Consider the following 24,611-nt stretch of genomic DNA (forward strand, 5'->3'; position numbering starts at 1 on the left):
AACCTTTCTCTTTTACATGGATTGAATAAAGACGACTGTTGAAGTGAAATGTCGTTTTTGTTCTCAGACTAATCCTACCGTGAAGGGTACGAGCTTTACATTTTCAACCAATTAGCGTCACGACCACGTATATGGATGGTGTCAGAAACGAATCTCAGATTACAAACCATAGCTCAATGAGACTTTCACTTAACAATTAGGTTTTCACTTAAATTGAAGTGAATGACTTGCTCATAAGTTCCAAAATGCCCTCTTGGCGGCAATGCCATAGGCGCCTTGGCTGAGTGCGTGCGTATAATGTTCTAATTCCATACCACCTAAGGCATATACTTTCGCCGATGTTTGCTTGGCTAAGGTTGCAAACGTCTGCCACCCCATAGGGATGCCACGCGGGCTACTTGGCGTTTTAAATATTGGGCAAATGATAGCGAGATCCGCAGTAATCGTATTGGCGATATCCAGCTGTTCTTGATTGTGGCAGGATACGGAAATAATAGTGCTTTCAGTTGTCGGTCTACATGAGAATGTTTCCGCGTAGGCACTGGGCATATGAATACCATCAGCAGCGGTTTCCTTTAGCAATTCTAACGAGGTGCTAAGTAGCACTTTTGCATCGTGTCTATGCACCAAATCAATAACCTGATGCGCGAGTGTCATATATTCATCGACAGGTAGATTCTTCGAGCGAAGCTGGACAAGTTTAACGCCTTGTCGCAAGCTGTTTTCTAATGCCATAAGATAGCTTGGCAAATCGCCAGTGTAATCTGGGGTGATTAAATAGAGGTTCAGATTATCGAGCTGGTTTTTATTATTCATTATACTGATGGGAATGAGTTCTAATATGGCTATGTTGACATGTATTTCACTGACAATACAAGGCTTTATTGCTCAGAAGATAACGAGGTAAAAGGAAGAATGAGAGAGTGTTAACAAAAGAGGTGTTAGCTCGCTGGTGGCTGGAGCGCAAAACTCAACAGATCGCGACCAAGTTGATTCCTTGGCTACAACTTAATGGCGAAAAAGATATCTATAGCTACGATGATGTCAATTACGCTTGTGACCGAGCCAAAATCCCAGATAAATACCACGAACTTGCTTACGCTATTTTCTGTGCTGATAACGCTAGAAGCAGCCAACAGCGTCAGTTAGGGTTACAGCGTTATTTGGCCCCAAAAGGCAAGAATAAGCGCTCCAAGTTCCGCCACCATCCTTGGTAGCTTAATCCTTGAGAACTTAATATTTCAGAGCTAAATATTTGAGAAACTTAATCTTTAGTGGCGAACTTGTTGGTCGATAAAAACTTTGATAGCTTAATCTTCGGAAGTCAGCGGAGGTTATCGTTTGTCTTTCAATCCTTGATTGATTCCGTCGACTTGACTGTAGATGTGCCCCAGAAGGTCAATGACTACTTGGATATGGTGTCCGACTTGGCGTTGCTTAGTGCTATTAAAAGCAGACAGATCACCCGCAGTTGGGGTAAGAAGTGTTTCCGGCCATGATAGCGTTTGCCAATCGAGCAGTTGATGACAGCTTTGGAAGGCAACGGACGTGGCTTGCTCGAATTCTTTTAGCTTGTCATTAGGTAAATTGATTCCCTGTTTTGCCAAAATAGACAAACACGCCATTTGATTCATGATGATGTGAATGGTTTGGCTGAGATCTTTCACTTGGTCTAGATACAACTGTTTGTGAAGAGGCTCTCGCAGAGCTTGCTGATATCGGTTAAGTAACTCACTTTGCGCTTGAATAGCGACGGTGCGTTTGCGATCAATTTGCTGGTCGTCGCAACTTACGCCTTCATGATAGCTTGCGAGTAACTTGTTCATCAGTGATTCTAAGCTAAGTAAGCTGTCACTCATTTGCGTTCGTAATCGCTTGGAGCTCCATTGCGGCCATAGAACTAAGTTACCTATGATTGCGACGGCGCAAGCAAGGATCGTGTCCCATAGTCTAGGTAAGATGCTTTCTTGGCCAGTATGAGCCAATATCTGAAATTGCAGCAACACAAACAAAGTGATACCAATCACGGCCACGGAGTAATTGGTCTTTAACTGAGTGAAAAGGGCAGGGACGACTAAGCTGATGATGAGTAACATTACCCAAGTCGTTGGGTTAAAAGATAAAACGATATAGGTTAATACTAAGCCAATGACAGTGCCGATCATCCGACTTTGTGCTTTTGCTTGAGTAGACACATAGTCACTTTGCATCACGATAGAAATCGTCATCAAAATCCAGTAATCATTAGACAATTTGAAGAACAGTCCAATCTGGTAGCCAATCACCATACAGACAGCAAATCTAATGGCGTGGCGCAGCACGGTTGAATCCCAGCGAGCATTGGTTTTTAGTTTTTCTATCCAGCTCCTGCTTTGTCTCGTATCCACAAAATCATGCTGGTATGTAGGCTTTAAGGTTTCGACCCTGCGGGCAATATTGTCAAAATGCTCTTTTGTAATGTCGAGAAGTTCTTGGTCAACGTCTTCTTCGCTAGCCTCTACCGCGTCATCTAATTGTTGATGAAACTCGGATATCACTTGTTTTAAATCGGCTTGGGAAGGGTGACGATGGTTCAGAATAGCATGGCTGAAGGCTAGAAACTGCTCAGAAAGCGTATTCATCAGCGCGTCAAACGTAGGCTGGACTTTTTCGCTACGTAGTACAGGAAACAATTGCTGAGGCGAATGGGTGGTTGAGTTGATTAACTCATGCACTTCTTTGGCGACAAAAAACATTTGTTTTAGTTGTGTAGCTTCACTGTCGTAGTGATTTTGTAAGCCTGTCACTAATTGCTCGGTGGCGATCATTTGGCTAGTCAGAGCGTGCTGTAGTGGCAGCAATGGTTGACTATCAAAAGGTGCAGCCGCAATTAGTTGATTCTTTAATTTGGTGTAGCGAGAAAGCGTGGTGTAGTAACTCGATAAGCTTTCTCGTAGTGGCTTATATGGCCAAATGGATTGCCAAACTCGGCAAATGACAAGATGGACGCTGGCACCGATTAAATAAAGAGTAGGCGTTACCCAAAGGGAAGAGTGCACATTATTTGGGGGTGTTAGCACCACTAACAGGATAGTCGCCGCTCCAAGTCTGGCGCTAAGAGGACTAAACGCGGCAAACATGGCTAAAATAAAGGTTAATATGGCGACGGAAACAATAAAGGGTATGTGTATTTCGGTGGCAAACAGCAGCAAAAATGGCGCTAAAAAGAACCAGCAGCAATGAATCAGGCCAGCTTGCCAAAATTTTGGTTTTGGATCGTCAGCACCGCTAATTAAAGTGGCAAACATGCCAACGGCAGCAATAACTCCTAGCGTACTTTGGCCGATGGCAAAACTACCAAATAGTAAGAATAGCAGCGAAAGGCCAGATTTAGCCCCGTAGTTCAAGTTAGGTTTGTTGAGCAGTTTAGATCTATGGAGTAGTTGAAATAGCCAATTTTCTTGGCTGGTGGGTGCTGCATACGCCATGTTTTCGCGGTCCTGTATTTACTTGAAAGTCACTAGAAATATGTCGCCGAGGAAAGTTTCTTCCTTGGTATGTTGAAGTAGAGCCGTTGTGTCATAAGGCTCTGCTGCGTTTCAGATTCAATGTTTGCTAGGTAAGGGATGACGAGGTTTAGCAAGCCATAGGAATAAACATTATGTTAGCACATATTCGTCGCTTTCCATGCCAAATTGCTAGCAACTGAAATGAGTAATATGAAGGTGACATTGTCACTAAATTAAGTTGGGATTTAGGTAAACTATGGAACGATTTGAGTATCAAAAAGCCATTATTACTTTACATTCTCTAATCTGTAGTAATATCACCAAGTGTTCTGTTGCTAAGAGCATAATTATACGTAGCTTTGACAATACGATAACCTAGCATAGATTTATATAGATACCATAGTGCGCTTAATTGCCTTTGATAGAGTGTTGTCATGAATATAAAAATAAGAGCCTTAGTTATGGCGTTAGGCTTGCCATTACTATTTACTACTTCGTCATGGGCTGATGAGCCACAGCAAACAGCGATACCAATCAAAGTACAGGTTGTTAAAAATCGCCAGTTTACGGACAAGCAGCAGGAAGTGGGAAAAATCATTCCTGTTGATTCAACCGATCTTACGTTCAGCGCGTCTGAAAAGTTGATCGCTAAATTTTTTAAAGATGGCGCTTACGTTAAAAAGGGTAGCGTGATTGCTGCGCTTGATAATACCCAAGCGAAAGCTGAGCTAGATAAAGCAGAAACACAATATGCGATTGATCAGTCTAAGCTAACCCGTATGTTAGCCTTGGTGAAAAAACAGCCTGATTCGATTGCCAAGCAAGACATAGAAAATCAAAAACTCCAAACTAATTTGGCTAAAGTTGATGTCGACCAGAAAAAAACTGATTTACAGAATTACCAGCTGATAGCCCCATTTGATGGTCGATTAACGAGTTTCAATTATTCGATTGGCAGCCGATTAGATAATTCGGATGTCGTGATTACCTTGATTAAAAGCGATCCTGTTCAAGTTAATTACTCCATCGGACAAAAAGATTTGGGGGAAGCAAAAATTGGCCAAAAGGTAAGCGTTAAGGTTGATGCTTTTAAAGATAAAGTGTTTACTGGCGCCGTTAACTACATTGCCCCACAAGTAGATAGACAATCAGGGCGTATTGAAGTCCACGCTAGTATTAAAAATGATCATAAGTTGCTGGTTCCTGGTATGTTTGCCAATGTTATCCAGTATTCTAGTCGAAAAGTGACTTATCCGATTGTGTCGCAAGAAGCGGTATTAGTTGATGGCGATCATCGTTACGTGTGGCTGTATAACGGCAAAGATGTGACTGAGCAAGAAGTCCAACTTGGTGATAACACCAACGATGGCTATGTCGCGATCATCAAAGGTATTTCAGTTGGAGATAATGTCGTTGTGGCGGGTCAACAAAACTTGAAGGTGGACTCCGTGGTTAAACTGCAAAATGCTGAGACTAAGAATGCAGGTGTGGAACCAACAAAACCAGCTACACAGCCCAATGTTGCCCCAGTAGTTAAAGCGTCAGCAACGCAGCAGTCCTCAACTACACAGCCCGCACCAGAAAAAACGGCGGCAAACAAAGATAATCAGGTGGGTTCAACAGAACAAGCTGATAGCAAGAGTAGCGCTAATACGGTAGTGGCCGAGCCTCAACCTCTGACAATTCAATCTAAGGCTAATCCGCAACAGCCAGTGAAGCCGGAGGCAAAAGTTAAGCTGGAACAAAACGTCAAACCGATACCTAAATCACAGGATAAGGTACAACCATCAAGCCAATCAACCCCTGTAAAACAGGACTCTAAGGGTATGAATAATGAAGCTGCCTGAGGTATGTATTAAGCACCCAGTTTTTGCCAGTGTGATGTGCATTGCCATTGTTTTGCTGGGTGCGCTCGCGTTAAACAAGTTACCTATTCAATACTTTCCTGATCACAGAGCGCCGAATGCGACGGTTTCAGCTAGCATTGACGGTGCTAGCGCAGAATTCATGTCGGATAATGTGGCGGATAAACTGATTTCAGCGGCAACGGGTTTGGAATCGGTTAAGAGCATGAACACCGATTGCCAACAAGGTAGTTGCCAGTTGCAGATTTACTTCAATGACAACGTATCTGATGTGAAATACGCCAGTCTGATGAATAATCTGCGCAGCAAAATTGAGTCGATTTCGGATTTTCCACCGAGCATGATTGATAAACCCGTTGTTACCGACGACTCATCTGAAAATGCACTGCCGAGTAACATTATTACTTTTGTGGCGAGTGGCAATATCTCTAAGCAAGAAATGTATGACTACATTCGCCAGCAGCTCGTTCCTCAGTTTCAACATATACCGGGCGTTGGCGCGGTATGGGGACCATACGGTGGCAGTTTAAAATCAGTTCGAGTGTGGTTACAACCAGAAAAAATGATGTCTGTTGGCGTAAGCGCGACCGATGTCGTGAGCACACTAAGCAAATATAACGCGACTTTTACGGCGGGCACGATTAAAGGTGAAGTCCGTGATTTCTCCATCAATCCAGTGAACCCAGTTAAGAACGTGGATGATGTACGCAACCTAGTGATTCGAGATGATAATGGCAAGATCGTTCGAGTAGGGGACGTAGCAAATGTTGTCATGGGAGAATCCAGTCTTACTCCTTCAATTTTGCGAGTAAATGGCAAGCTGGCGATGTCGATTCAGACGTTACCGCTGAAAAGCGAAAACCCAGTCGTCGTTTCACATCGAGTGACTCAGGCGATGGCGAAAATGCACATCCCAAGCTCGATCACCATGAAGATGGTGTATAACCAAGCAGATTTCATCAAAGCTTCTATTGATGAAGGCTTTAAAACGCTCATTATCGCGATTATTTTGGTTTCGATTGTGGTGGTATTATTTTTAGGGTCGATGAGAGTCGCCATGATTCCTCTGGTGACCATCCCAGTGTGTGTAATTGGCGTATTTGCGGTGATGGCTGCGCTCGGCTTTAGTATTAACGTACTCACCATTTTGGCGATCATTCTCGCCATCGGTTTGGTGGTCGACGACGCCATTGTTGTGGTAGAAAACTGTTATCGCCACATTGAGCAAGGGAAAACCCCAATGCAAGCAGCGTTGGAAGGAAGCAAAGAAATTGTTTTCCCTGTGATCGCAATGACGCTGACTTTAGCAGCCGTGTTTTTCCCAATCGGTTTGATGTCTGGACTCACCGCTGATTTATTCCACCAGTTTGCGTTTACCTTAGCATCTGCCGTGATTATTTCTGGCTTTGTTGCCTTAACCTTGTCGCCAATGATGAGTGCGCATATGCTCAAACCAATGGAAACAGCGCCGAGTTGGTTTCAATGGGTCGAACATAAGATTGAAGCGTTAACCGAAAGGTATGTACGTTTATTAAAGCTGACATTTAACAATAAAAAATGGCTATCCGCGATCTGTACAGGACTCATTGCTTTGTCAGTGTTAGCTGCGTGGTTAATGCCTCAAGTGCTGTTACCAACTGAAGATACGGGCTTCATTGCGGTTTCGACTAAATCACCAAGTGGCGTGGGGCGTGAGTATCATTTGCAGAATAACGCCCAGTTAAACAGTGTATTTAAAGGTGACCCAGCGATTGAAGCGAATATGTCTTATATTGAGGGCACACCTGAGAATCAAGTCATACTGAAACCATGGGATGAGCGTAAGCAGAATATTGAGCAAGTGATTAGTCAGCTCCTTAAAAAAGCCAAATCGACAGTCTCTGCGTATGGTGTTTCTATGTCGGTACGTTCGGCAGACAACCTCAACTTGCCGTCGGGCTTGGTGTTGGAAGTGACCACAGTTAACCGCAATTTAGGTGCTCTGGGTGATAGCGCCCACAAGGTGGTGAAAGCTCTGGAAAACTACCCGGGTGTCAACAATGTGCAAAACTCTATGCAACGCGATCTATTGCGCTTTGATTTATCCATTGACCAAAATGCTGTAGTGCTTTCAGGAGTAGACTATTCGGATGTGACGAGTGCGCTTTCTACTTTCCTTGGTTCAGTCAAAGCTGCTGATCTAAAGATGGACGATGGTTATACTTATCCGATCCGTGTGCAAGTTAACAGAAAGATGCTGGGCGACTTTAAAGTTCTCGATAAGCTGTATGTGTTATCTGGCTCTGGCCAACAATTACCACTTTCACAGTTTGTGACGATTAAACAAGCAACCGCGGAATCTCACATTAAAACCTTCAATGGTTTGGATTCAGCAGAAATTACCGCCGATTTGATGCCGGGTTACAGTGCGAGTGATGTTCAGACGTTTATCGATAAACATGTGCCTGATTTGTTGAAAAATGGTCAGTCTTATCAATTCAACGGCGTGGTGAAAGATCTGCAAGACTCTTCTCAAGGCACCAATGTACTGTTTGGTATGGCATTAGTGTTCATTTTCTTGATTCTTGCGGCTCAGTTTGAAAGTTTTGTCGACCCATTAATTATCTTATTGACCGTACCTCTGTGTTTGGTAGGGGCTATCCTCACGCTCAGTGTCTTTGGGCAGAGCCTAAATATCTATTCGAAGATAGGCTTATTGACGCTAGTCGGGCTTGTGACGAAACACGGTATTCTTCTTGTAGAGTTTGCCAACAAACAACAGCAAAAAGAGGGAGTGTCAGCCCTAGATGCAGCCATAGAGAGTGCACGTTCACGTTTGCGACCAATTTTGATGACGTCGCTGACGATGATAATCGGTTCTCTTCCTTTAGCGCTTGCCGTCGGGCCGGGTTCGATTGGTCGTATCAACATCGGCTTAGTTTTGGTCGGCGGGCTGGTATTGGGAACCTTGTTCTCGCTGTTCGTGGTGCCGATTGCCTATGTGTTGATGGCAAAGTTAAAACAGCAAGATATTATCTTCCAGTTACGTCAGCTTAGGCGAAGTAAACCAAAAGCTGAATAAATAGCCAAATAGCCAAATAGATAACCAGATAAATAAAGCCGCGTATTAGCGGCTTTATTTTTGGCTCACGTCTCGGATGTTCACTTTGACTGCAGTCAGTTTCGAAAGTTAAATATGAGTGGTCAGTTAGTCGCTACATTAGCAGAACGGCCTTGGCTTATGGCTCCGAACCTGAGAGAATCCCTGCCTAATTTATTTTCGAAGGTTCATTATGAAACTTTTAGTTCGCAATCTTGCTCGCACTACAACTGAGCACGAAGTTCGTACTCTCTTTTCTTCTCATGGCACTGTTGGCCAATGCACACTGGTTTTGGATCAAGAGACAGGTAAGTCGAAGGGCTTTGCGTTTGTTGAGATGCCAGATGATGGGGAAGCAAAAGCTGCAATTGCAAGTTTGAACCTTACTGATGTTGCGAAAAGCAAGATTCGTGTAAAGAGAGCGGAAAGCTAAATTTCGCGTCTTTACTAAAAAAGCCAGCAATGTTATTTGCTGGCTTTTTTGTGGGTGTCTCCTAACTCATTTCTGCGCAGAGCTGGATTATTACTGTTCAAGATCGTTAGCTATACTGAATCTTAGGCAATAATCTAAAAAGTTAGGCCATTTGATGACAAAGCGTAATATCCATGGTGACTTTACAATAACGTTTGAAAATCGGTTATTGGATACTGCGACTTGGGGTGCCACGAACAGTGAACTGGGTTTTGCTTTGCGTAAAATATTCCCGAAGCAAAGCATCGTCGGTGTTTTTCCTAGTTACGCTGAAGCTCATCAAGCTTGTCGAGACAAGTTCGCTGAATCACAAAGGAAGTGACGGAATTGGCTCTTCTTGGCAGTAGCCTCGACTAATATAAAGGGAGAGCAGTTAGAATACTTGAGTGAAATGAGATCATGATGAAACATTATTTGATGCTGATTGTTTTGAGCGTTGTACTTACTGGGTGTCAGCTTACCCGGGTCGAAGGGAAAGTTCACGATGTGGACGTGAAAGTAAGCACCAATGACGAGCATTCCCATGGGAAATTTTGCCCTCCCGGTCAAGCTAAGAAGGGCAACTGCTGATACTTTTTAGGATCATTGCGCTTGGGCAAGCGACACCTTTTTCACGTCAATGGTGCGTGAAGTCCAGTCTTTATCAATCTCACCTTTAAGAACGACTTTGGTTGACGGTGTGGCATTGACTCCATTCCAGTGATCGTCGTCGATATCAACTTGAACCTGACCCGTAGAGTCTTTAAACATATAGTTCTCGTCGCCTAGTGATTGAACGATATAACCCGTTAATTTGACGTTTTCATCGTCCCCCGCTTTTTGCGCGGCACTTGCTGTGGTGATGACTGAGTCGGCTGTTGGTCCAGTAAAGCCTCCGCCTTGCTGTTTATCAAGATTGTGGTGCTTTGGCGCAGCCATAGCAGACGCCGAAGCAAAAATTATAGCAGAAGCGATTAATAGCTTTTTCATTGTGTATCCCTCTTGTGTATTTGCGTGTTACTACGAGAGAAATAATAAAGCCGTTCATATTAATTGAGACTGAATAACTTGTTTATCTAATCATTAATTCAAAAAGAACCCAGATATTATTTGGTCATTGTCGTCGTTCGTTTTTAGAATAGCGAGCGAGTGTAGGGCAAGGAGAGGGGCGAATTAGTGACAGGAGAGGTGATCCTGTCACTACCTGTAAAGGGTTAGACTTTCTCTTGGTATTGGATAGTCTGGTTGTTGTTTGTTTCCGAAAAGACCTCAACAGCGATTGATTTAGAGGTTGGAGTCCAGCTTAGATCTCCCATGCTGCCAAGTGGCACCAGTGGGTTTGTCTCAGGGTAATAGGCGGCTAGGTTTCCTTTGGGGACATTGTACTCTACCACAGTAAAGCCGCTCACGACTCGCTCTACGTCGTCAGTCCAAATACTGCGCATGGACACGGTATCACCGTTTTTGAACCCTAACGCACCGATATCCTTTTTGTTCATAAACAGTACTTTTCTCTGCCCATATACGCCTCTATAGCGATCATCCATACCATAGAGAGTTGTATTGTACTGATCGTGTGAGCGAAGGGTTTGCAGAACAAGTTTATCCGGTTGAAGGTCGTCTCGGACAATGTCGGGAATGACTGAGCTGGGCAATGGGTGAGCAAATAACTTCGCTTTTTTTGTCGGTGTTGCCCAGCGCAGTTCAGCAGCAGAATTGCCTAAGTAAAATCCACCAGGGCGGCTTATCTTATGGTTGAACTCGGTAAATTCTGGCAGGGTTTGAGATATTTTATCTCGTATAAAGTCATAATTTCCGATGAGCTTGTCCCAATCGACTGGTTCACTTCCGACTGTCGCTTTGGCGATCCCCCCGATTATTGCAGGCTCCGAGCGCATCTCAGCGGTGTCGCTTTCAATCGCGCCTGCAGACGCATGAACCATGCTAAATGAATCTTCTACCGTAACTTTTTGTGGGCCAGCCGCCTGTATATCGATATCGGTCCTGCCAAGACAAGGTAAAATAAGCGCTTTTTTACCGGTGACGAGATGGCTGCGGTTCAACTTGGTTGCAATATGCACAGTTAGGTCGCAGTTCGTCAACGCTTGCTCAGTGATAAGAGTATCTGGTGTTGCGGCGGCGAAATTTCCGCCTAATCCGATGAATACTTTACTTCTGCCTTCGAGCATCGCTTGGATCGCTTGCACTGCATTGTGCCCTGAGTGGCGCGGCGGGGCAAAGTCAAAGGCTTGGCCAAGACTATCTAAGAAAGCGGGGCTAGGGTGTTCGTTGATGCCCATTGTGCGATCGCCTTGCACATTACTATGGCCTCGAACTGGACACAATCCCGCTCCCGGTTTACCTATCTGACCTCTCAGCAGTTGCAAGTTCGTAATTTCTTGAATGGTGGCAACGGAATGTTTGTGCTGGGTAATACCCATTGCCCAAGTACAGATTACTGATTTTGCTTGTAAGTGAACGTTAGCCGCTTTCTCAATCTCTGACTGGGACAGTCCTGACTGAACCTCAATTTTTTCCCAGCTGGTGGCGTCGACTTGAGATAAATATTCGTCCATTCCAATACAGTGAGTAGCAAGGAATTGTTCATCGAAGATGCCTTGTTGCTTATTGTGCTGTTTCTCTCGGTCAATCGCTAGCATAGCTTTCACCATGCCACGTACCGCAGCCATATCACCGCCCAATTTGGGAGTGAGATACAAACTGCTGATTGGCGTTGAGCCTCGTTTGATCATTTCTAGTTTGTTCTGGGGGTTGGCAAAGCGCTGCAAACCGCGTTCTTTGAGAGTATTGAAACTGACAACGTTCGCTCCACGACGTGAGGCTTTGTAAAGCGTATCCATCATACGTGGGTGGTTGGTGGCTGGGTTCTGACCAAAGATAAATATGGCATCGGCGTGTTCGAAATCTTTGAGAGTGACTGTCCCTTTACCAATACCAATGGCTTGATTAAGAGCAATGCCACTGGCCTCATGACACATATTTGAACAATCGGGAAAATTGTTCGTTCCGTAGAGTCGAACGAACAGCTGGTAAAGAAAAGCCGCTTCATTACTTGCTCTTCCGGAAGTATAAAACTCTGCCTGATCTGGGCTGTCGAGTTGATTTAGCTCTTTGGCAATTAAAGAAAAAGCCTCGTCCCAGCTGGTGGGCTCATAGTGGTCACTGGTCGGGTTGTAAGTCATAGGTTCAGCAAGGCGGCCTTGATATTCGAGATAATAACCGCCTTGCTTGCGTAGCCATTTGACAGAGTGCTGCTGGAAAAATTCTCGGGTGACCCGCTTGCTGGTTGCCTCCCAGTTGACAGCTTTCGCACCATTTTCGCAGAACTTAAATTTTGCGTCTTCGCGCTCTTCTCCCCATGCGCAGCCGGGGCAATCAAAGCCGAAATCTTGATTGGTGTGAAGGAGGTTACGGATATTCTTTGCAACGTTTTCACTTTTAAGTAGGTGACGGGTGGTGTTCGTTAACGCTCCCCAACCTCCGGCAGCGTGCTGGTATTTTTCTATCTTCTTTTTAACCATGAGTTGACCTTGAGCCTGTGTTTCTTCGTATTGTTAGATTTATAGTGGTTACATAGCACATAGCACATAGCACATAGCACATAGCACATAGCACATAGCAGCGACATGATAGGTAGCAGTTGCATAACAAAGCCGTAAACGATGTGCTGACGTTGAAATGAAATTTTTTTTGTGACCTCTCGGTCTGATAGTAAGTGTGTCGACAAATGTAACCGGTTCGTTATTGTATAAAAGTTAATGGAATTCAAACAATAACAACTTTTAAGTTTGTTTGGAAAAGGAGAAGCCGTGTCGTTTATTGCCGAATTACAAGCGTATTTAACTACCTCACATGATGCTTGGTACTGGCTGTTTGTTGGGATTATCGTTTTGTCTTACCTGCTTGAGGACTTGGCGATCATTACGGCGGCTGTATTGGCAGCGCAAGGAACGTTGAGCTTTCCGTTAGCACTCTTAGCGATATTTATTGGCATAGCGTCGGGAGATATCGCTCTTTACTACCTAGGTAAATATTGTCAGCACTTTCGAGGCGTTCGTTATCGCGCTCTTACAAACCGATACTTTCGGTTGCTACGTAAACGATTTAGAAAAAACGCCTTTTTAAACTTATTCATCATCCGCTTTGTACCAGGGCTGCGTAGTGTTGGGTTTACTCTTAGTGGCTTTTTCTCAATCCCCATTTTGACGTTTTTTCTAGCCGTCATTTTTGCTACCGCCATTTGGACTTTGCTTGTCTTCTCAACTATTTATTACTTAGGGATGACATCTTGGATTCAGTCTTCACAGCATCATTGGATATTGGTTCCAATAGCGCTTGGTGTGCTTTATATACTGAATCGCGTCGTCAACAAATCTTTTACACGAGGGTACTCATGATTCAAAAACAACCGATACCATGTATTGCTCCCGGTTGCGTGAATGCTGGGATGCCTATCTTAGAAATAGATACCCGCCGTGCTATTTCTCCCTATGAATTTTTGCCAAGTTGGTTTTTTTATACTCCTGTGGTGATCCAGAGTTTTTTTCAGGGAATCAAGTATGTAGATTGGCGGTTGCCACTGATTGTTAACCCCAGTATTAAACTGAGTGGCATGGTTGGTGAGTCGAAGCACGATATTTTGAGCCTAGCAGGAGATAACGCAAAAGAATGGATCTCTCCCTTCACAACGCGGACTAAGTCTGCGTTGACCATCGAGCAACAAACCCAATTAGCGCAAGAGGCGATGAATGCGGCGCAATTGGATTTTCCTGTGGTCGCCAAGCCTGATTTAGGCTGCCGTGGTGTCGGCGTCAAACTCATCACTAACCAAGCGAAATTATCGGATTATATTGCCAGCTTTCCGATTAGCGCGCGTTTTTTATTACAGAAAAAAGCGATTTACTCAGCTGAAGCTGGGGTGTTTTATGTCCGTTATCCGGGGGAAGACAAAGGGAAAATCATCTCTTTGACTTTGAAATATGCCCCATCTGTGATGGGTGACGGTAGACATACACTGAGAGAACTTATTGAGGCGTGTCCACGCGCAGGGGCGTTGAAACATTTGTATTTTCCTCGCCATATCCACCTTCTAGATGACGTAGTTGAAGCAGGAAAGGAGTTCCAGCTGGCTTTTGCGGGAAGCCATAGTCGGGGTTCTATTTTCCGTGATGGTAATCAGTTTATTACCGAAGAGCTGGCAAGCAAGCTAGACCAAATTTTCGATGATATAGAAGACTTCCACTACGGCCGTTTAGATATCAAATTTGACGACATCAACAGCTTTATGCAGGGAGAGCGTTTTACTATTTTAGAAATTAATGGCGCCAGCAGCGAAGCCGCACATATCTGGGATCGCAATACACCGCTAAAAGAGATATTTTCAACGCTACTCAAACAATACCGGATTTTGTTTGATATTGGGGCAAAGCAAAAAAAGCGTGGATACAAAAGCCCGCCAATCTCAAGCTTATTTAAAGCATGGCGAGAAGAAAAGTTATTGACTCAGCAATACCCAAGCACGGATTGAGCTTGGTCTAAGAATAATAAGGAAGTGTATGTTAGCCATCACAGATTCAACGATTACTAAGAACAGCGTCAATAACGTTAACCCAGCTGTGATCACTGGTTGTATTGATACCTTGCAGCAGGGAGCCTCTTTTTTGGCCAAGCTCTCCGAGGAAGAGTACACGGTGATTATTAAACCGCACTTTATCAGCTCCATCGGTGAGCACTTTCGTCATATTTTAGATGTTTTTCATGCCATTATGCATGCCAATCATGCGATAGATTACAATCAGCGTCGACGTGGTCATGAAGTTGAGCGCTATAGGCACAGTGCCGAAATGGAACTTAGCGGTGTGATTCATTGGCTAAAGAGCAAAAATGAGCCTGAATTGTTAACGCCAGTGTCAGTGATTACTGAGGTTTCCCCTTGTGCAACAAAGAGCTGTGAAATGGGCTCGACTCTGGGACGTGAGCTCACATTCGCGGCACTTCATGCGACGCATCACTATGCGCTGACAAAAATTATGGCAGGATTACTCGGCAGCCCGTCAGATAATTCTTTTGGTATCGCTCCGGCAACCGCTACTCATATAAGAGGGCAATAGGTATGTGTTCCGTGTCTTGGCTGGTGAATAAACAAGGATACCAAGTCTTTTTCAATCGAGATGAGCAAAAGACTCGCACTGTGGCCAAACCGCCAGAAGTATTGAACATTGAAGGGGTAAATGTGGTCATGCCCATCGATCCTGTCGGCAGCGGCAGCTGGATAAGTTTAAATGAGTTTGGTTTGTCCCTATGTTTGCTGAACAACTATCAAGGGCAAGTTCCCAAAGGAGAATTGGTTAGCCGAGGGATGTTGCTCAAGCAACTATCAATAAGTAGTACTGTAGCGGAAGTCTCACTGGCGTTTTCTCGCATTGACTTATTGCAATTCGCGCCTTTTACCTTACTTGCCTTTGACCCTTCTCTAAATGCTAGCAAATCTGACGTTATGGCATATGCATGGGACGGGGTTGAAAGTAGTATTTTTCCTACAGATTGCCCGTTGTTTTCTTCAGGCGTGGATCTTGAGCGAGTGAAAGACGCGAGGTTAAATATGTATAAGGAGATCATTGCCGCGGGTAAGGATAAACATTCGCTTTTGAAATTCCATACACATCATCACCCTCAGTATTCACATTTATCGACTTGTATGCATCGAGAAGATGCTCAAACCGTCAGTTTTACTCTTCTTGAAGTGACCGGCACTCAGAGGAAAATGTCGTATGTAGCAGGCAGTCCTTGTCAGAATCTAACTCATAAAGCGCTTGAACAAGGCGCGGTTCATATCGAAACGTCGCAAGCATATGGAAGCGTCGCAAGTTTTCGCTCCATAACAAACACAATATCGTAATTTAGAAGGAAGTTAAGTTATGAAAAAAATACTAGGCTTTGTCCTGCTGATCATGAGCTTTAGCTCTTTTGCACAGGACGCAATATACACTGGATTCTTTAGTGATAAAGCGTTGGAGGGCTACGATACGGTGGCGTATTTCACGCAAAACAAACCTGTTAAAGGTAATTCTGATTACTCCACTGAATACAAAGGGGCGGTTTGGAACTTTTCGACCGAGAAAAACCTTGAACTTTTCAAAGCTGATCCAACTAAATACGCTCCTCAATACGGTGGCTACTGCGCTTGGGCGATTGGGGCTAAGAACGATTTTGCGCCAGGCGATCCTCAGCAGTGGTCGATTGTCGATGGCAAACTTTACGTTAACTACGACAAATCCATTAAAGATAAGTGGGAAACAGATAGAGCAAAATTCATCAGCCAAGCAAACGTGAATTGGCCTAAGTTGATTAAATAGGAGCGCGCTATGACTTTTACCGTTCGTAAACATTTACCATCAGCATTCATCACATTTGTCTTTGTTCAGTCGTTATTTTTTAAATTCACAGGATCTTATGAAACTGATTATATTTTCGGCACTTTAGCGAATTGGTCTGGCCTAGATTGGTTTGGTCAAGTTGGAGGCTACCTCATTGGCGGAGCCGAATTGATAGCGGCAATTTTATTGTTTACGCGTTGGCATGGTATCGGGGCGCTGATGTCGGTGGGCATCATGTCTGGCGCAATATTTTTCCACTTATTCACACCACTCGGAATTGTTATGCCAGAGTTTGATATGACAGGAAACATTGTTGGCAATGATAGCGGCCTGCTATTTGGAATGGCTTGTACGGTGTGGTTATGTGGTGTGTACCTGATTGTTCAAGACCTCAAACATGGTGGAATTCTGTTTCAGATACTCAATAAGGAAGCATAAATATGCTAGGAAGCCCGTTTAGACTGAGTCGCCAAACTCCTTTTGGTATCGGAGAATCGTTGCTGGAATGGATTACAGGTTTATCAAAGCTTGATGCTCATTATCAAAAGCGTCCTGCGGCGCCATCGAGTTTTGAATTTATGAATTACACATTATCAACGCTCAATATTCGTTATGACATTGCGAGAGGAGGACATGAATCTATCCCAGAAACTGGCCCTCTAGTGATTGTTGCTAATCATCCATTGGGAGCGATTGAAGGTGTCATTTTGGCGGACTTTATTGGAGAAGTCCGCAAAGATGTCAAAGTGTTAGCTAATCAAATATTGAAGCGCTTGCCTGAAATCGATGATCTGTTTATCGGTATTGATGTGTTTGACGGCCCTAATTCAAGGAGGACTAACGCGAGAGCTATTAGAGAGGCGCATCAGCATCTAGCCGATGGGGGCGTTTTAGTGGTATTTCCTGCAGGGGAAGTGTCGACTTATAATAAGTCTTCGCAACAATTGCTAGATATCGAGTGGAGTACATCGGTTGCCAAGTTTGTTAAGCGCAGCCAAGCCGTTACATTGCCGATTTTTATCAATGGCCGTAACAGCTCTATGTTTTATCGAGCGGGTAAAGTGCATCCGATGCTTAGGACCGCACTTTTAGGGCGAGAACTGCTGAACAAAAGTGAAAAAACCATCTCGATCTCTGTTGGAAGCCCAATTCCTTACAATGAAGTTAAGAGCTTCGAAAAAGACAAGGATGTAGTGAGTTATTTCCGTCTCAATACTTATTTAATGTCGCCTGAGAGTCACAGACCGGCGGACCCAATCACGACTTATCAAACCCCTATAATTGAGGCGATTGATCCAGAACAACTGGCGCAAGAAGTTGAAAACCTACCAATGGACGCCTGTTTGTTAGATCAGGGAGAGTTTGCGGTTTACTGCATTGGCACGCAAAAAATCCCTTTGATGATGCAAGAAATTGGGCGAGTGCGAGAAGAAAGCTTTCGCCAAGTTGGCGAAGGTGCGGGGCTAGCTTGTGATGTCGATGAATATGATCTTCATTATTTGCAGCTTTTCGTCTGGCACAAAGAAGCGAAGGAATTGGTGGGCTCGTATCGCCTCGGTTTAGTCGATCAGCTATTGAAAGAAAAAGGCATAGATGGCTTATATTCTCGCAGCTTATTTGAATATGATCAGGCGTTTATCGATACGTTAGGGCATTGTATTGAAGTTGGCCGCTCTGTTGTTGCCGCGAAATATCAACGCAACTTAAACTCTTTACTACTGCTTTGGAAGGGCATTGCAACGTTCGTTTATCGTAATCCTAAATATACCCATTTGTTTGGACCAGTGAGCATCAGTAATGAGTACAGTCATACAGCTCGTCATCTCATGGCGGCGACACTGTCAGTGCATCATTACGATCAGAAAAAAGCTCAATTAGTGAAACCATCCCGGCCGCTAAGAAATACGGGTGAAACGTTTTGGCAGTCTAACTTGCTGTCTTCGCTTGCTAACGTGTCGATGTTGTCGAAAGTGTTGTCGCGCATGGAGCAAGGTAAAGGCTTACCGGTTCTGTTACGTCAATATTTGGGAATGAACGGTAAGTTGGTGTGTTTTAATGTGGATCCAGCTTTTAATGATGCTTTAGATGGTTTAATTGTCGTTAATTTAAAAATTGTCCCGATAAAAACGCTTGGTAAATATATGGGACGAGATCGAGCGCAGTGGTATTTAGAACATCATTACGATGAGTCGGCGAAGACAACGTAGCCTCAACGTTAAATACTGAGTATTATCCATTGATATGATGCCGCTGTACTGACTTTATTTTATCGTCATTACAGCGGCTTATGGGTTTAGCAACTTGAACTTATAGGTTTAGCAACTTGAGCTTATAGTGCCTCAGGTGGTGTTGCAGTCAGGTTATATTTTAGCGCTTGGTTAATCAGTTTAGGGGCAGCGAGTTGTTCGTCTCTGTGCTGGCGTTTGTCGACGAACTCCGCTTTAGAAGTACAATCGCTTAAGAAATCATTGTCGTGTTTTTCTTCACCGATGCTTGTTTTATACACCAAATGCTCTTGGTCTTTGGGGTAGTTATGGCATAGGTAAACCTCAGTGTTGTCGCTCATTTGATACAGTTTGGCGATAGATTCAAATAAATCTCCCGCGCCGCCGCCAGGGAAATCTGAACGACCTGTTCCGTGATGAAATAGAGTGTCTCCCACGAACAATGCATCACCGATCTTGTAAGTGACATCGGAAGAGGTATGCCCTGGGGTGCGGATGACTTCTAGATCGGAGTCACCAAACTCAAGATGCTCTTGGTCTAATAAGTAGTGTTCAAAGTGGTACATCTCACTTAAACCAAGTTCGTCTTTCCACGCCGAATATACCTCTTTAACCTTATCCGAAACGTGGATAGGGGCGTTCATCCGCTTGCTTAGATAGAAAGATCCAGAGAGGTGGTCGGCATGTACATGTGTTTCCAAAATCGCGCTAACGTGTAGCGAGTTCTTGCTTATGTACTTTTCGATCTCTTGCGCCGATTCGAAACTGACTTTGTTTTCGGCGGCATTGTAGTCGGCGACAGGGTCGATAATGACCGCTTCCTTGGTATTTTTGTCTGAAATGACATAACTAATGGTGCCAGACTGGGGATGGAAAAAATGTTGGATTTTCTGGGTGGCCATAATATTTCCTCAACTGTCAGGAAAAACTTAACTACTGTTATTGAGTTTAGTAGTCTCCTTCGGTAGCGCAAACTTGCTAAAAAGAAGTATGGAAATTCCGGCCTAGCAGGGGCGTATATCACTGGGTCTATTTGCGACTGAAAGTCGATATATTGGTAACTGCGATATGAGTCAATCGGCAAAGTCTTAGAAGTCTAGAATGTTAGGTGTTTAAGATCTCGCTGTGCGCATGTGATGGAGTTAGCCTACACAAGCGTATTTTACACAGAGTGACCTTGATGAAACTGACCTTATCCTTGTTATCACTAGCAATTAGCTCCGCTATCGCTAGTGAATTTAACTCCTCTACGAATCATGTACCTAATACACCAACGAACGTTGCCTTAGCTAATTTATATAGTGGCGACATAGTGTTACACGATTATTGGGTGAGCGAAAAGTTTGATGGCATCCGGGCAATTTGGACGGGCTCCATTTTGGTCACACGATCAGGGAAGCAGATAAACGCACCAGATTGGTTTACCAGTCAATTACCCAACATCAAGCTCGATGGCGAGTTGTGGGCGGGGAGAAAAGGTTTTTACAAAGTGCAGCAGACGGTTCTGGATAAAAGGCCAAACGATCAAATGTGGCGCATGGTGAGATATATGGTATTCGATTTACCCGATCACCAAGGTGACTTCATACAACGTTATAAAGCTTTGCAAGCCCAATTCAAAAGTGGGCGTAACACACATGTCAGTTATGTAGAGCAATTCCCTGTAGAGAATCAAGCCAGCCTTACGGATCTTCTAGAACAGATTAGTAATAGCGGCGGTGAAGGTTTGATGCTGCGAAACAAGCATAGCGATTATCAAAGCAGCAGAAGTGACGATCTGTTGAAGATAAAACAATCTCAGGATGCAGAGGGAATAGTGATTGGATATAAGGATGGGGCGGGAAAATACCGTGGCATGATGGGGTCAGTGCGAGTAAAAATGGCCGATGGTGTCGAATTTTATATCGGTAGTGGATTTAGCGATAAAATGAGAAAGACACCGCCAGCATTAGGAAGTGTTATCACTTTTGAATATAACGGTTTGACGCATAACGGTATCCCCAAATTTGCACGCTTTGTGCGAGAGCGTCGGGAAGAGTAAATAGATAAGTTTGCGATCAAACCTTAAATTGCTGTACTAAATCAGCTAATTGTCGAGATAGCTGCATCAATTCTTCACTAGCTGATACGGTTTTTTCAACTGCTTGAGTGGTTGAAACCGACCCATCACTGATAGATACGATATTTTGATTAATATCTGCTGCTACCGCTGCCTGCTCCTCGGCGGAAGAAGCAATCATGGCATTCAGCTCGTTAATTTCGGAAATTTGTTCTTCAATTCTCTTTAGAGCCAGTCCCGCACTTTCCGCTTGTTCTACGACTCCCTTAGCTTCGTTGTCGCCTTCCGACATCACACTAACCGCGTGTTGAGTACCAGTTTGTAAATTGCTGATAATTTTATTTATTTCCTCGGTGGAGTCGTGTGTCTTTTGTGCCAGTTTTCGAACCTCATCTGCTACGACAGCAAATCCGCGTCCTTCTTCACCTGCTCGAGCGGCCTCGATTGCCGCATTTAACGCAAGAAGATTCGTCTGCTCAGAGATACCTCGTATCACATCCAGCACCGTCCCGATAATATTGCTTTCTTTTTCTACTTGAATGATGGCCTCATGGGCACCCGACATCATTTTTGAAAGGCTTAACGCTTGATCCATCGAACGTTGGACTACTTCACCGCCATGATTGGACGCATCGGTTGCATTTATCGTGACTTGTTTGGCATGTTCAGTATGCTGAGCTACTTCTTGCACCGTCGTGGCCATTTGATTGATGGCGGTGGCGACTTGTTCTGTTGAATGTTGCTGTTCCACCACACCTTGTTTGGTTTCTTGCATAATGCTAACGAGCTTAGAAACCTCAGTATCAAGCTGTTGACAAGCATCCGTCACTTTACTCACAATCGTGGAAAATTGCTCCATCATACGATTGAAAGCGGCTCCGGTGACGCCAATTTCATCCATGTTTTTGATTTCAAATCGGCTGGTTAGATCCGATTGTTGCTCAATACGTTCAACCGTACTGCGTAATCGTTCTATCGGCGAGCAAATCTCTCGGCGCATTATATAGGTATAAATAACACCCAATACAAATATGATTATCAGCAAAGTAAGCGACAAAGTGAACAGCTCAGCGGTCATTCCAACAATGTGCGCCGCGGACTCTCTTACTTGCTCACCAGAACGAGTAACCTCCAGGTTGGCTGATTTCACTTGTTGACTGACTTGTTCGATGTTTTTGTTCGCGGCCTGTTGAAAATTGAATATTAGGGATCCAATCTCTTCAGCTTGAACTCTACCGCTTGCAATCAGAGAGTTACCTCTAACTCGGTTATCGTCCACATACGCATCAACAGACTCAAGCATGACATCATAAAATGCCTGAATCTTATTGGTCAGTGCTTCTGCTAGATCCTTATCTAAGACGGATAACTCTTGGATCTTATTATTGAGTTTTTCGTGTGTCGTATTTGCGTTATCTTCGGCTTCATTTAGCCAGCTAACCGACAAATCCAATAACCACGCTCTCAGTTCCCGGAATTCTTTGTCAATTTCCGTTGCTAGCAGGTATTTACCACGCTCTGTTTCCTGTAGAGACTGCATTTCTTCTTGATGTTTAATCGCATTAACCTGCTGCACAACCAATTCTTGCTGATCAACACTGATTGAAGAAATACTTTCAACCGTTGTCAACACATAAATTAACGTCAAAGCTACTATCGCAGAGAAACCAAAACTGCCTGCAACTAGCTTGGTCGATATCGTCATACTTTTAAACATACCTATTACCTTTACTGATAGATAACTAGGCTGATTGCTCCACCTAATTCACCTAACGTACCTCCTTCTTTTTTACCACCTGTAATGTCTCTCTCTCCTTTGGGTGTACCATGACAGCCTAAACAGGACTTGCCATAATACTCAGGTAAAATAAATCTAAACGCTTGCTTTCCTTTGACGCTCGATTCTTCATAAAATGGCGTCCCTTTTTTATAGTCAGCGCTCTTAAACTTGGTTTCTATAACATTACTTTCCCATTTATCGGGCCTGTTGGCGCGATTTCTCACGTAACTTTTAGGAGCCGTTAGCTTAATTTTCATTTTTCCAGCCATTTTTGTACTAAACTCATCGGCGACCTGACGAGCAAAAATGGCGGGCAAGAATCCTTTAAATCCCACACCTTTTTCGTTAATTAATTCTTGGTTCCCATCCATGACAAACACAACAGCCGATAACATGGCACTTTGAGCATTGGTGAGATTATTAACATCGAGCGGAGTTCCTGTGGCCTCGGCATAATTGGATAATGCCTGCTCTTTAACCACCTCCCCAGATAGACCTTTATCACCGATGGAAGCATCATTAATATGCTTTTGATTCACTGAAATGACTTTTCTGGATGCGCGATAGAGTGTGGTAAGTTCTTGACTGACTTCTGGATCTGAGTTGGCGACTGCGACCGTAATATCAGTTGTAAAAAGTAGCAGAATACAGGTAAATGATCCTAATAAACGTGATGTAAACATAATGACTATCCCTGTCGATTGTTAGCTCCCAAATTATAAGCAATCGCTTAACCCTAATTAGTAGGGGAGCGTACGTAATGTGAGTATAGTATCAATTACTGCGAGGGTTCTAGATATTCGGACGACGAAGTTTGTTGTGGTTGAATGAATCGGACACTTCAATGAAGGAATGTTCAAACTCACGGTACGACTTTCTCTATTCGCGCTACTCATCGTAGTGAAAAAGCGAGCTGAGTACTGTCAGACTGTTTGTGCATCCAATGTAAGCGAGAACCGAGCATGAGCGCTGCGCTACATAAACCGACGATAAATCCAATCCAAAAACCGTATACACCCATAGGCTCTCTAACCCAATTCGTCATGCCCAGAATGTAGCCAGTCGGTAAACCAAATACCCAATAGGCGATAAAGGTATATTTGAAGATTGCGGCCATATCCTTATAACCACGCAGTGCACTTGCTGCGACGACTTGAATCGCATCGGTAATTTGGTAGATTGCTGCAAAGATGAGTAGGTGTTCTGCAAGTGATACAACTGCTCGGTTGCTGGTGTATAAGGTCGCAATGTGTTCACGAAGCAATACGGTTAATGCAGCAGTGATGACAGCGGTGCTAACTCCAACCAACATGCCCACGCGTGACGCGACGGTGGCTCCGGCGATGTCTTTTTCACCGAGCTTGTGCCCGACGCGGATACTAACAGCATTACCGATACTCATTGGTAACATGTAGACGAGAGAAGAGAAGTTTATGGCAACTTGGTGCGCGGCGACGATCAACGGTCCGAGCGGAGCGACCAAAATCGACACGACAGCGAACAACGTGACTTCAAAAAATACCGCGAGTGCAACGGGTAGTCCCAACTTGAATAAGCGACGCATCGCTTTCCATTGTGGAGGGTGGAACTGGCTAAAAAGTTTTATGTGGGCAACTTTGCGAGAGAATGCAACGTAGGCGAGCAGCATCACAAACATTAGCCAGTAGGCAATCGCGGTAGCGACTCCACAGCCAACGCCACCCAATGCGGGTGCGCCGAATTTACCGTAAACAAAAATCCAGTTTAGTGGGATGTTAAACAGTAGCCCTAGGAAACCAATCACCATCGCGGGTTTCGTTAGCGACAGACCATCGGTGAGGCTCCGTAAAGCTTGAAAGAGCAAATAAGCTGGTGCGGCAAACATCACGGCGTGCATGAAGCCAATCGTTTTTTCAGCCATTAATGGCTGGATGTCCATCAATGTGAGAATTTCTTTGGTTTGAAAGAGTACGAAAAGTATTGGTACTGTCAGCATTAGCGCCATCGACGCCCCTTGCTGAATTTCGTACGCTATTTTGTGTTGTCTTCCCGCGCCATTTAGTTGAGCAACAACAGGGACCAGAGCCATAAGCAGTCCAACGCCAAATAGAATTGCAGGTAGCCAAATGCTGGCAGCAATTGACACCGCTGCCATATCTGTCGCACTCACGCCACCAGCCATAATGGTATCAACGAAGCCCATACCAGTCTGTGAGACTGAGGCAATCAAAACAGGTGTAGCCAGCTTTATTAGCTGACGAGATTCAAATTTATAGGCCTGCACAAGC

At 44.2% G+C, this 24,611-nt stretch carries 21 protein-coding genes; 13 read left to right on the forward strand and 8 right to left on the reverse strand.

Annotation, left to right across the window (positions count from 1 at the left end; all coding sequences use genetic code 11):
* Nucleotides 1-231: 231 nt before the first annotated feature.
* Nucleotides 232-816 (reverse strand): thiamine phosphate synthase, encoded by a 585-nt coding sequence (locus L4C34_RS09890; protein ID WP_428789183.1) that lies wholly within the window; start codon nt 814-816, stop codon nt 232-234.
* A gap of 107 nt (nt 817-923) precedes the next feature.
* Between L4C34_RS09890 and L4C34_RS09895 the strand changes: the two genes are divergently transcribed.
* Nucleotides 924-1,217 (forward strand): DUF6559 family protein, encoded by a 294-nt coding sequence (locus tag L4C34_RS09895; RefSeq protein ID WP_428789184.1) that lies wholly within the window; start codon nt 924-926, stop codon nt 1,215-1,217.
* Between the two features lie 117 nt (nt 1,218-1,334).
* Here L4C34_RS09895 and L4C34_RS09900 read toward each other — a convergent pair whose 3' ends face one another.
* Nucleotides 1,335-3,467, reverse strand: coding sequence for an FUSC family membrane protein (locus tag L4C34_RS09900; RefSeq protein ID WP_428789185.1), 2,133 nt, complete (start codon nt 3,465-3,467; stop codon nt 1,335-1,337).
* 455 nt (nt 3,468-3,922) lie between these two features.
* On the opposite strand from L4C34_RS09900, the gene L4C34_RS09905 reads away from it, so the two are divergent.
* From L4C34_RS09905 to L4C34_RS09920, 4 genes are all read left to right on the forward strand, one after another.
* Nucleotides 3,923-5,335, forward strand: a complete 1,413-nt coding sequence (locus L4C34_RS09905; protein WP_428789186.1) for an efflux RND transporter periplasmic adaptor subunit — start codon at nt 3,923-3,925, stop codon at nt 5,333-5,335.
* Nucleotides 5,322-8,414, forward strand: coding sequence for an efflux RND transporter permease subunit (locus L4C34_RS09910; RefSeq protein ID WP_428789187.1), 3,093 nt, complete (start codon nt 5,322-5,324; stop codon nt 8,412-8,414). Before L4C34_RS09905 ends, L4C34_RS09910 begins: the two co-directional genes overlap by 14 nt.
* A 211-nt stretch (nt 8,415-8,625) precedes the next feature.
* Nucleotides 8,626-8,865, forward strand: coding sequence for an RNA recognition motif domain-containing protein (locus L4C34_RS09915; RefSeq protein ID WP_428789188.1), 240 nt, complete (start codon nt 8,626-8,628; stop codon nt 8,863-8,865).
* A gap of 154 nt (nt 8,866-9,019) precedes the next feature.
* Nucleotides 9,020-9,226 carry a hypothetical protein gene (locus tag L4C34_RS09920; RefSeq protein WP_428789189.1) on the forward strand — a complete coding sequence of 69 codons (207 nt, stop codon included), beginning with the start codon at nt 9,020-9,022 and terminating at the stop codon, nt 9,224-9,226.
* 260 nt (nt 9,227-9,486) lie between these two features.
* Here the strand turns inward: L4C34_RS09920 and L4C34_RS09925 are convergent, their stop codons facing one another.
* Both L4C34_RS09925 and L4C34_RS09930 read right to left on the reverse strand, forming a co-directional pair.
* Entirely contained in the window at nt 9,487-9,873 is a 387-nt protein-coding gene (locus L4C34_RS09925) for a YgiW/YdeI family stress tolerance OB fold protein (RefSeq protein ID WP_428789190.1), read from the reverse strand.
* Between the two features lie 224 nt (nt 9,874-10,097).
* Nucleotides 10,098-12,425 carry an FdhF/YdeP family oxidoreductase gene (locus tag L4C34_RS09930; protein WP_428789191.1) on the reverse strand — a complete coding sequence of 776 codons (2,328 nt, stop codon included), beginning with the start codon at nt 12,423-12,425 and terminating at the stop codon, nt 10,098-10,100.
* A gap of 288 nt (nt 12,426-12,713) precedes the next feature.
* Here L4C34_RS09930 and L4C34_RS09935 point away from each other — a divergent pair, with 288 nt between their 5' ends.
* From L4C34_RS09935 to L4C34_RS09965, 7 genes are read left to right on the forward strand one after another with little or no spacing between them, the layout of a single operon-like run.
* The gene (locus L4C34_RS09935) at nt 12,714-13,301 is read left to right on the forward strand and encodes a DedA family protein (RefSeq protein ID WP_428789192.1); all 588 of its coding nucleotides are present in this window, start codon (nt 12,714-12,716) and stop codon (nt 13,299-13,301) included.
* Nucleotides 13,298-14,431, forward strand: a complete 1,134-nt coding sequence (locus L4C34_RS09940) for a D-alanine--D-alanine ligase (RefSeq protein ID WP_428789193.1) — start codon at nt 13,298-13,300, stop codon at nt 14,429-14,431. The genes L4C34_RS09935 and L4C34_RS09940 overlap by 4 nt, the downstream gene beginning before the upstream one ends.
* Before the next feature lie 28 nt (nt 14,432-14,459).
* Nucleotides 14,460-15,014 (forward strand): hypothetical protein, encoded by a 555-nt coding sequence (locus L4C34_RS09945; protein WP_428789194.1) that lies wholly within the window; start codon nt 14,460-14,462, stop codon nt 15,012-15,014.
* Between the two features lie 2 nt (nt 15,015-15,016).
* Complete coding sequence (locus L4C34_RS09950) at nt 15,017-15,802, forward strand: NRDE family protein (RefSeq protein ID WP_428789195.1); 786 nt, start codon at nt 15,017-15,019, stop codon at nt 15,800-15,802.
* Between the two features lie 19 nt (nt 15,803-15,821).
* Nucleotides 15,822-16,259, forward strand: coding sequence for a YHS domain-containing (seleno)protein (locus L4C34_RS09955; RefSeq protein ID WP_428789196.1), 438 nt, complete (start codon nt 15,822-15,824; stop codon nt 16,257-16,259).
* Between the two features lie 9 nt (nt 16,260-16,268).
* Nucleotides 16,269-16,718, forward strand: a complete 450-nt coding sequence (locus L4C34_RS09960) for a hypothetical protein (RefSeq protein ID WP_428789197.1) — start codon at nt 16,269-16,271, stop codon at nt 16,716-16,718.
* A gap of 2 nt (nt 16,719-16,720) precedes the next feature.
* On the forward strand, nt 16,721-18,487 hold the full coding sequence (locus L4C34_RS09965; protein ID WP_428789198.1) for a bifunctional lysophospholipid acyltransferase family protein/GNAT family N-acetyltransferase: 1,767 nt from the start codon (nt 16,721-16,723) through the stop codon (nt 18,485-18,487).
* Nucleotides 18,488-18,609: 122 nt separating this feature from the next.
* Here the strand turns inward: L4C34_RS09965 and L4C34_RS09970 are convergent, their stop codons facing one another.
* A complete protein-coding gene (locus L4C34_RS09970) occupies nt 18,610-19,407 on the reverse strand; it encodes an MBL fold metallo-hydrolase (RefSeq protein ID WP_428789199.1) in 798 nt (265 codons plus the stop codon).
* A gap of 278 nt (nt 19,408-19,685) precedes the next feature.
* Here L4C34_RS09970 and L4C34_RS09975 point away from each other — a divergent pair, with 278 nt between their 5' ends.
* Nucleotides 19,686-20,546 carry a DNA ligase gene (locus L4C34_RS09975; protein WP_428789200.1) on the forward strand — a complete coding sequence of 287 codons (861 nt, stop codon included), beginning with the start codon at nt 19,686-19,688 and terminating at the stop codon, nt 20,544-20,546.
* A 16-nt stretch (nt 20,547-20,562) separates the two neighbouring features.
* Here the strand turns inward: L4C34_RS09975 and L4C34_RS09980 are convergent, their stop codons facing one another.
* The 3 genes from L4C34_RS09980 to L4C34_RS09990 all read right to left on the reverse strand — a co-directional run bounded on the left by L4C34_RS09980 (nt 20,563) and on the right by L4C34_RS09990 (nt 24,607).
* Nucleotides 20,563-22,281 (reverse strand): methyl-accepting chemotaxis protein, encoded by a 1,719-nt coding sequence (locus tag L4C34_RS09980; RefSeq protein ID WP_428789201.1) that lies wholly within the window; start codon nt 22,279-22,281, stop codon nt 20,563-20,565.
* Between the two features lie 11 nt (nt 22,282-22,292).
* Complete coding sequence (locus L4C34_RS09985; RefSeq protein WP_428789202.1) at nt 22,293-23,027, reverse strand: Tll0287-like domain-containing protein; 735 nt, start codon at nt 23,025-23,027, stop codon at nt 22,293-22,295.
* A gap of 209 nt (nt 23,028-23,236) precedes the next feature.
* Nucleotides 23,237-24,607: an MATE family efflux transporter gene (locus L4C34_RS09990; protein WP_428789203.1), complete on the reverse strand. Its 1,371-nt coding sequence runs from the start codon at nt 24,605-24,607 to the stop codon at nt 23,237-23,239.
* Between the last annotated feature and the right edge of the window lie 4 nt (nt 24,608-24,611).

The sequence above is a fragment of the Vibrio profundum genome (genome assembly GCF_050337555.1).
In the GTDB taxonomy this organism is placed as follows: domain Bacteria; phylum Pseudomonadota; class Gammaproteobacteria; order Enterobacterales; family Vibrionaceae; genus Vibrio; species Vibrio profundum.

Bases quoted from the DNA above. Each gene is read 5' to 3' on its own strand.
- L4C34_RS09980 (WP_428789201.1), bottom strand. From the start codon at position 22,281: ATGTTTAAAAGTATGACGATATCGACCAAGCTAGTTGCAGGCAGTTTT.
- L4C34_RS09900 (WP_428789185.1), bottom strand. From the start codon at position 3,467: ATGGCGTATGCAGCACCCACCAGCCAAGAAAATTGGCTATTTCAACTA.
- L4C34_RS09905 (WP_428789186.1), top strand. From the start codon at position 3,923: ATGAATATAAAAATAAGAGCCTTAGTTATGGCGTTAGGCTTGCCATTA.
- L4C34_RS09930 (WP_428789191.1), bottom strand. From the start codon at position 12,425: ATGGTTAAAAAGAAGATAGAAAAATACCAGCACGCTGCCGGAGGTTGG.
- L4C34_RS09915 (WP_428789188.1), top strand. From the start codon at position 8,626: ATGAAACTTTTAGTTCGCAATCTTGCTCGCACTACAACTGAGCACGAA.
- L4C34_RS09985 (WP_428789202.1), bottom strand. From the start codon at position 23,027: ATGTTTACATCACGTTTATTAGGATCATTTACCTGTATTCTGCTACTT.
- L4C34_RS09890 (WP_428789183.1), bottom strand. From the start codon at position 816: ATGAATAATAAAAACCAGCTCGATAATCTGAACCTCTATTTAATCACC.
- L4C34_RS09925 (WP_428789190.1), bottom strand. From the start codon at position 9,873: ATGAAAAAGCTATTAATCGCTTCTGCTATAATTTTTGCTTCGGCGTCT.
- L4C34_RS09940 (WP_428789193.1), top strand. From the start codon at position 13,298: ATGATTCAAAAACAACCGATACCATGTATTGCTCCCGGTTGCGTGAAT.
- L4C34_RS09945 (WP_428789194.1), top strand. From the start codon at position 14,460: ATGTTAGCCATCACAGATTCAACGATTACTAAGAACAGCGTCAATAAC.
- L4C34_RS09960 (WP_428789197.1), top strand. From the start codon at position 16,269: ATGACTTTTACCGTTCGTAAACATTTACCATCAGCATTCATCACATTT.
- L4C34_RS09965 (WP_428789198.1), top strand. From the start codon at position 16,721: ATGCTAGGAAGCCCGTTTAGACTGAGTCGCCAAACTCCTTTTGGTATC.
- L4C34_RS09975 (WP_428789200.1), top strand. From the start codon at position 19,686: ATGAAACTGACCTTATCCTTGTTATCACTAGCAATTAGCTCCGCTATC.
- L4C34_RS09910 (WP_428789187.1), top strand. From the start codon at position 5,322: ATGAAGCTGCCTGAGGTATGTATTAAGCACCCAGTTTTTGCCAGTGTG.
- L4C34_RS09970 (WP_428789199.1), bottom strand. From the start codon at position 19,407: ATGGCCACCCAGAAAATCCAACATTTTTTCCATCCCCAGTCTGGCACC.
- L4C34_RS09955 (WP_428789196.1), top strand. From the start codon at position 15,822: ATGAAAAAAATACTAGGCTTTGTCCTGCTGATCATGAGCTTTAGCTCT.
- L4C34_RS09950 (WP_428789195.1), top strand. From the start codon at position 15,017: ATGTGTTCCGTGTCTTGGCTGGTGAATAAACAAGGATACCAAGTCTTT.
- L4C34_RS09920 (WP_428789189.1), top strand. From the start codon at position 9,020: ATGACAAAGCGTAATATCCATGGTGACTTTACAATAACGTTTGAAAAT.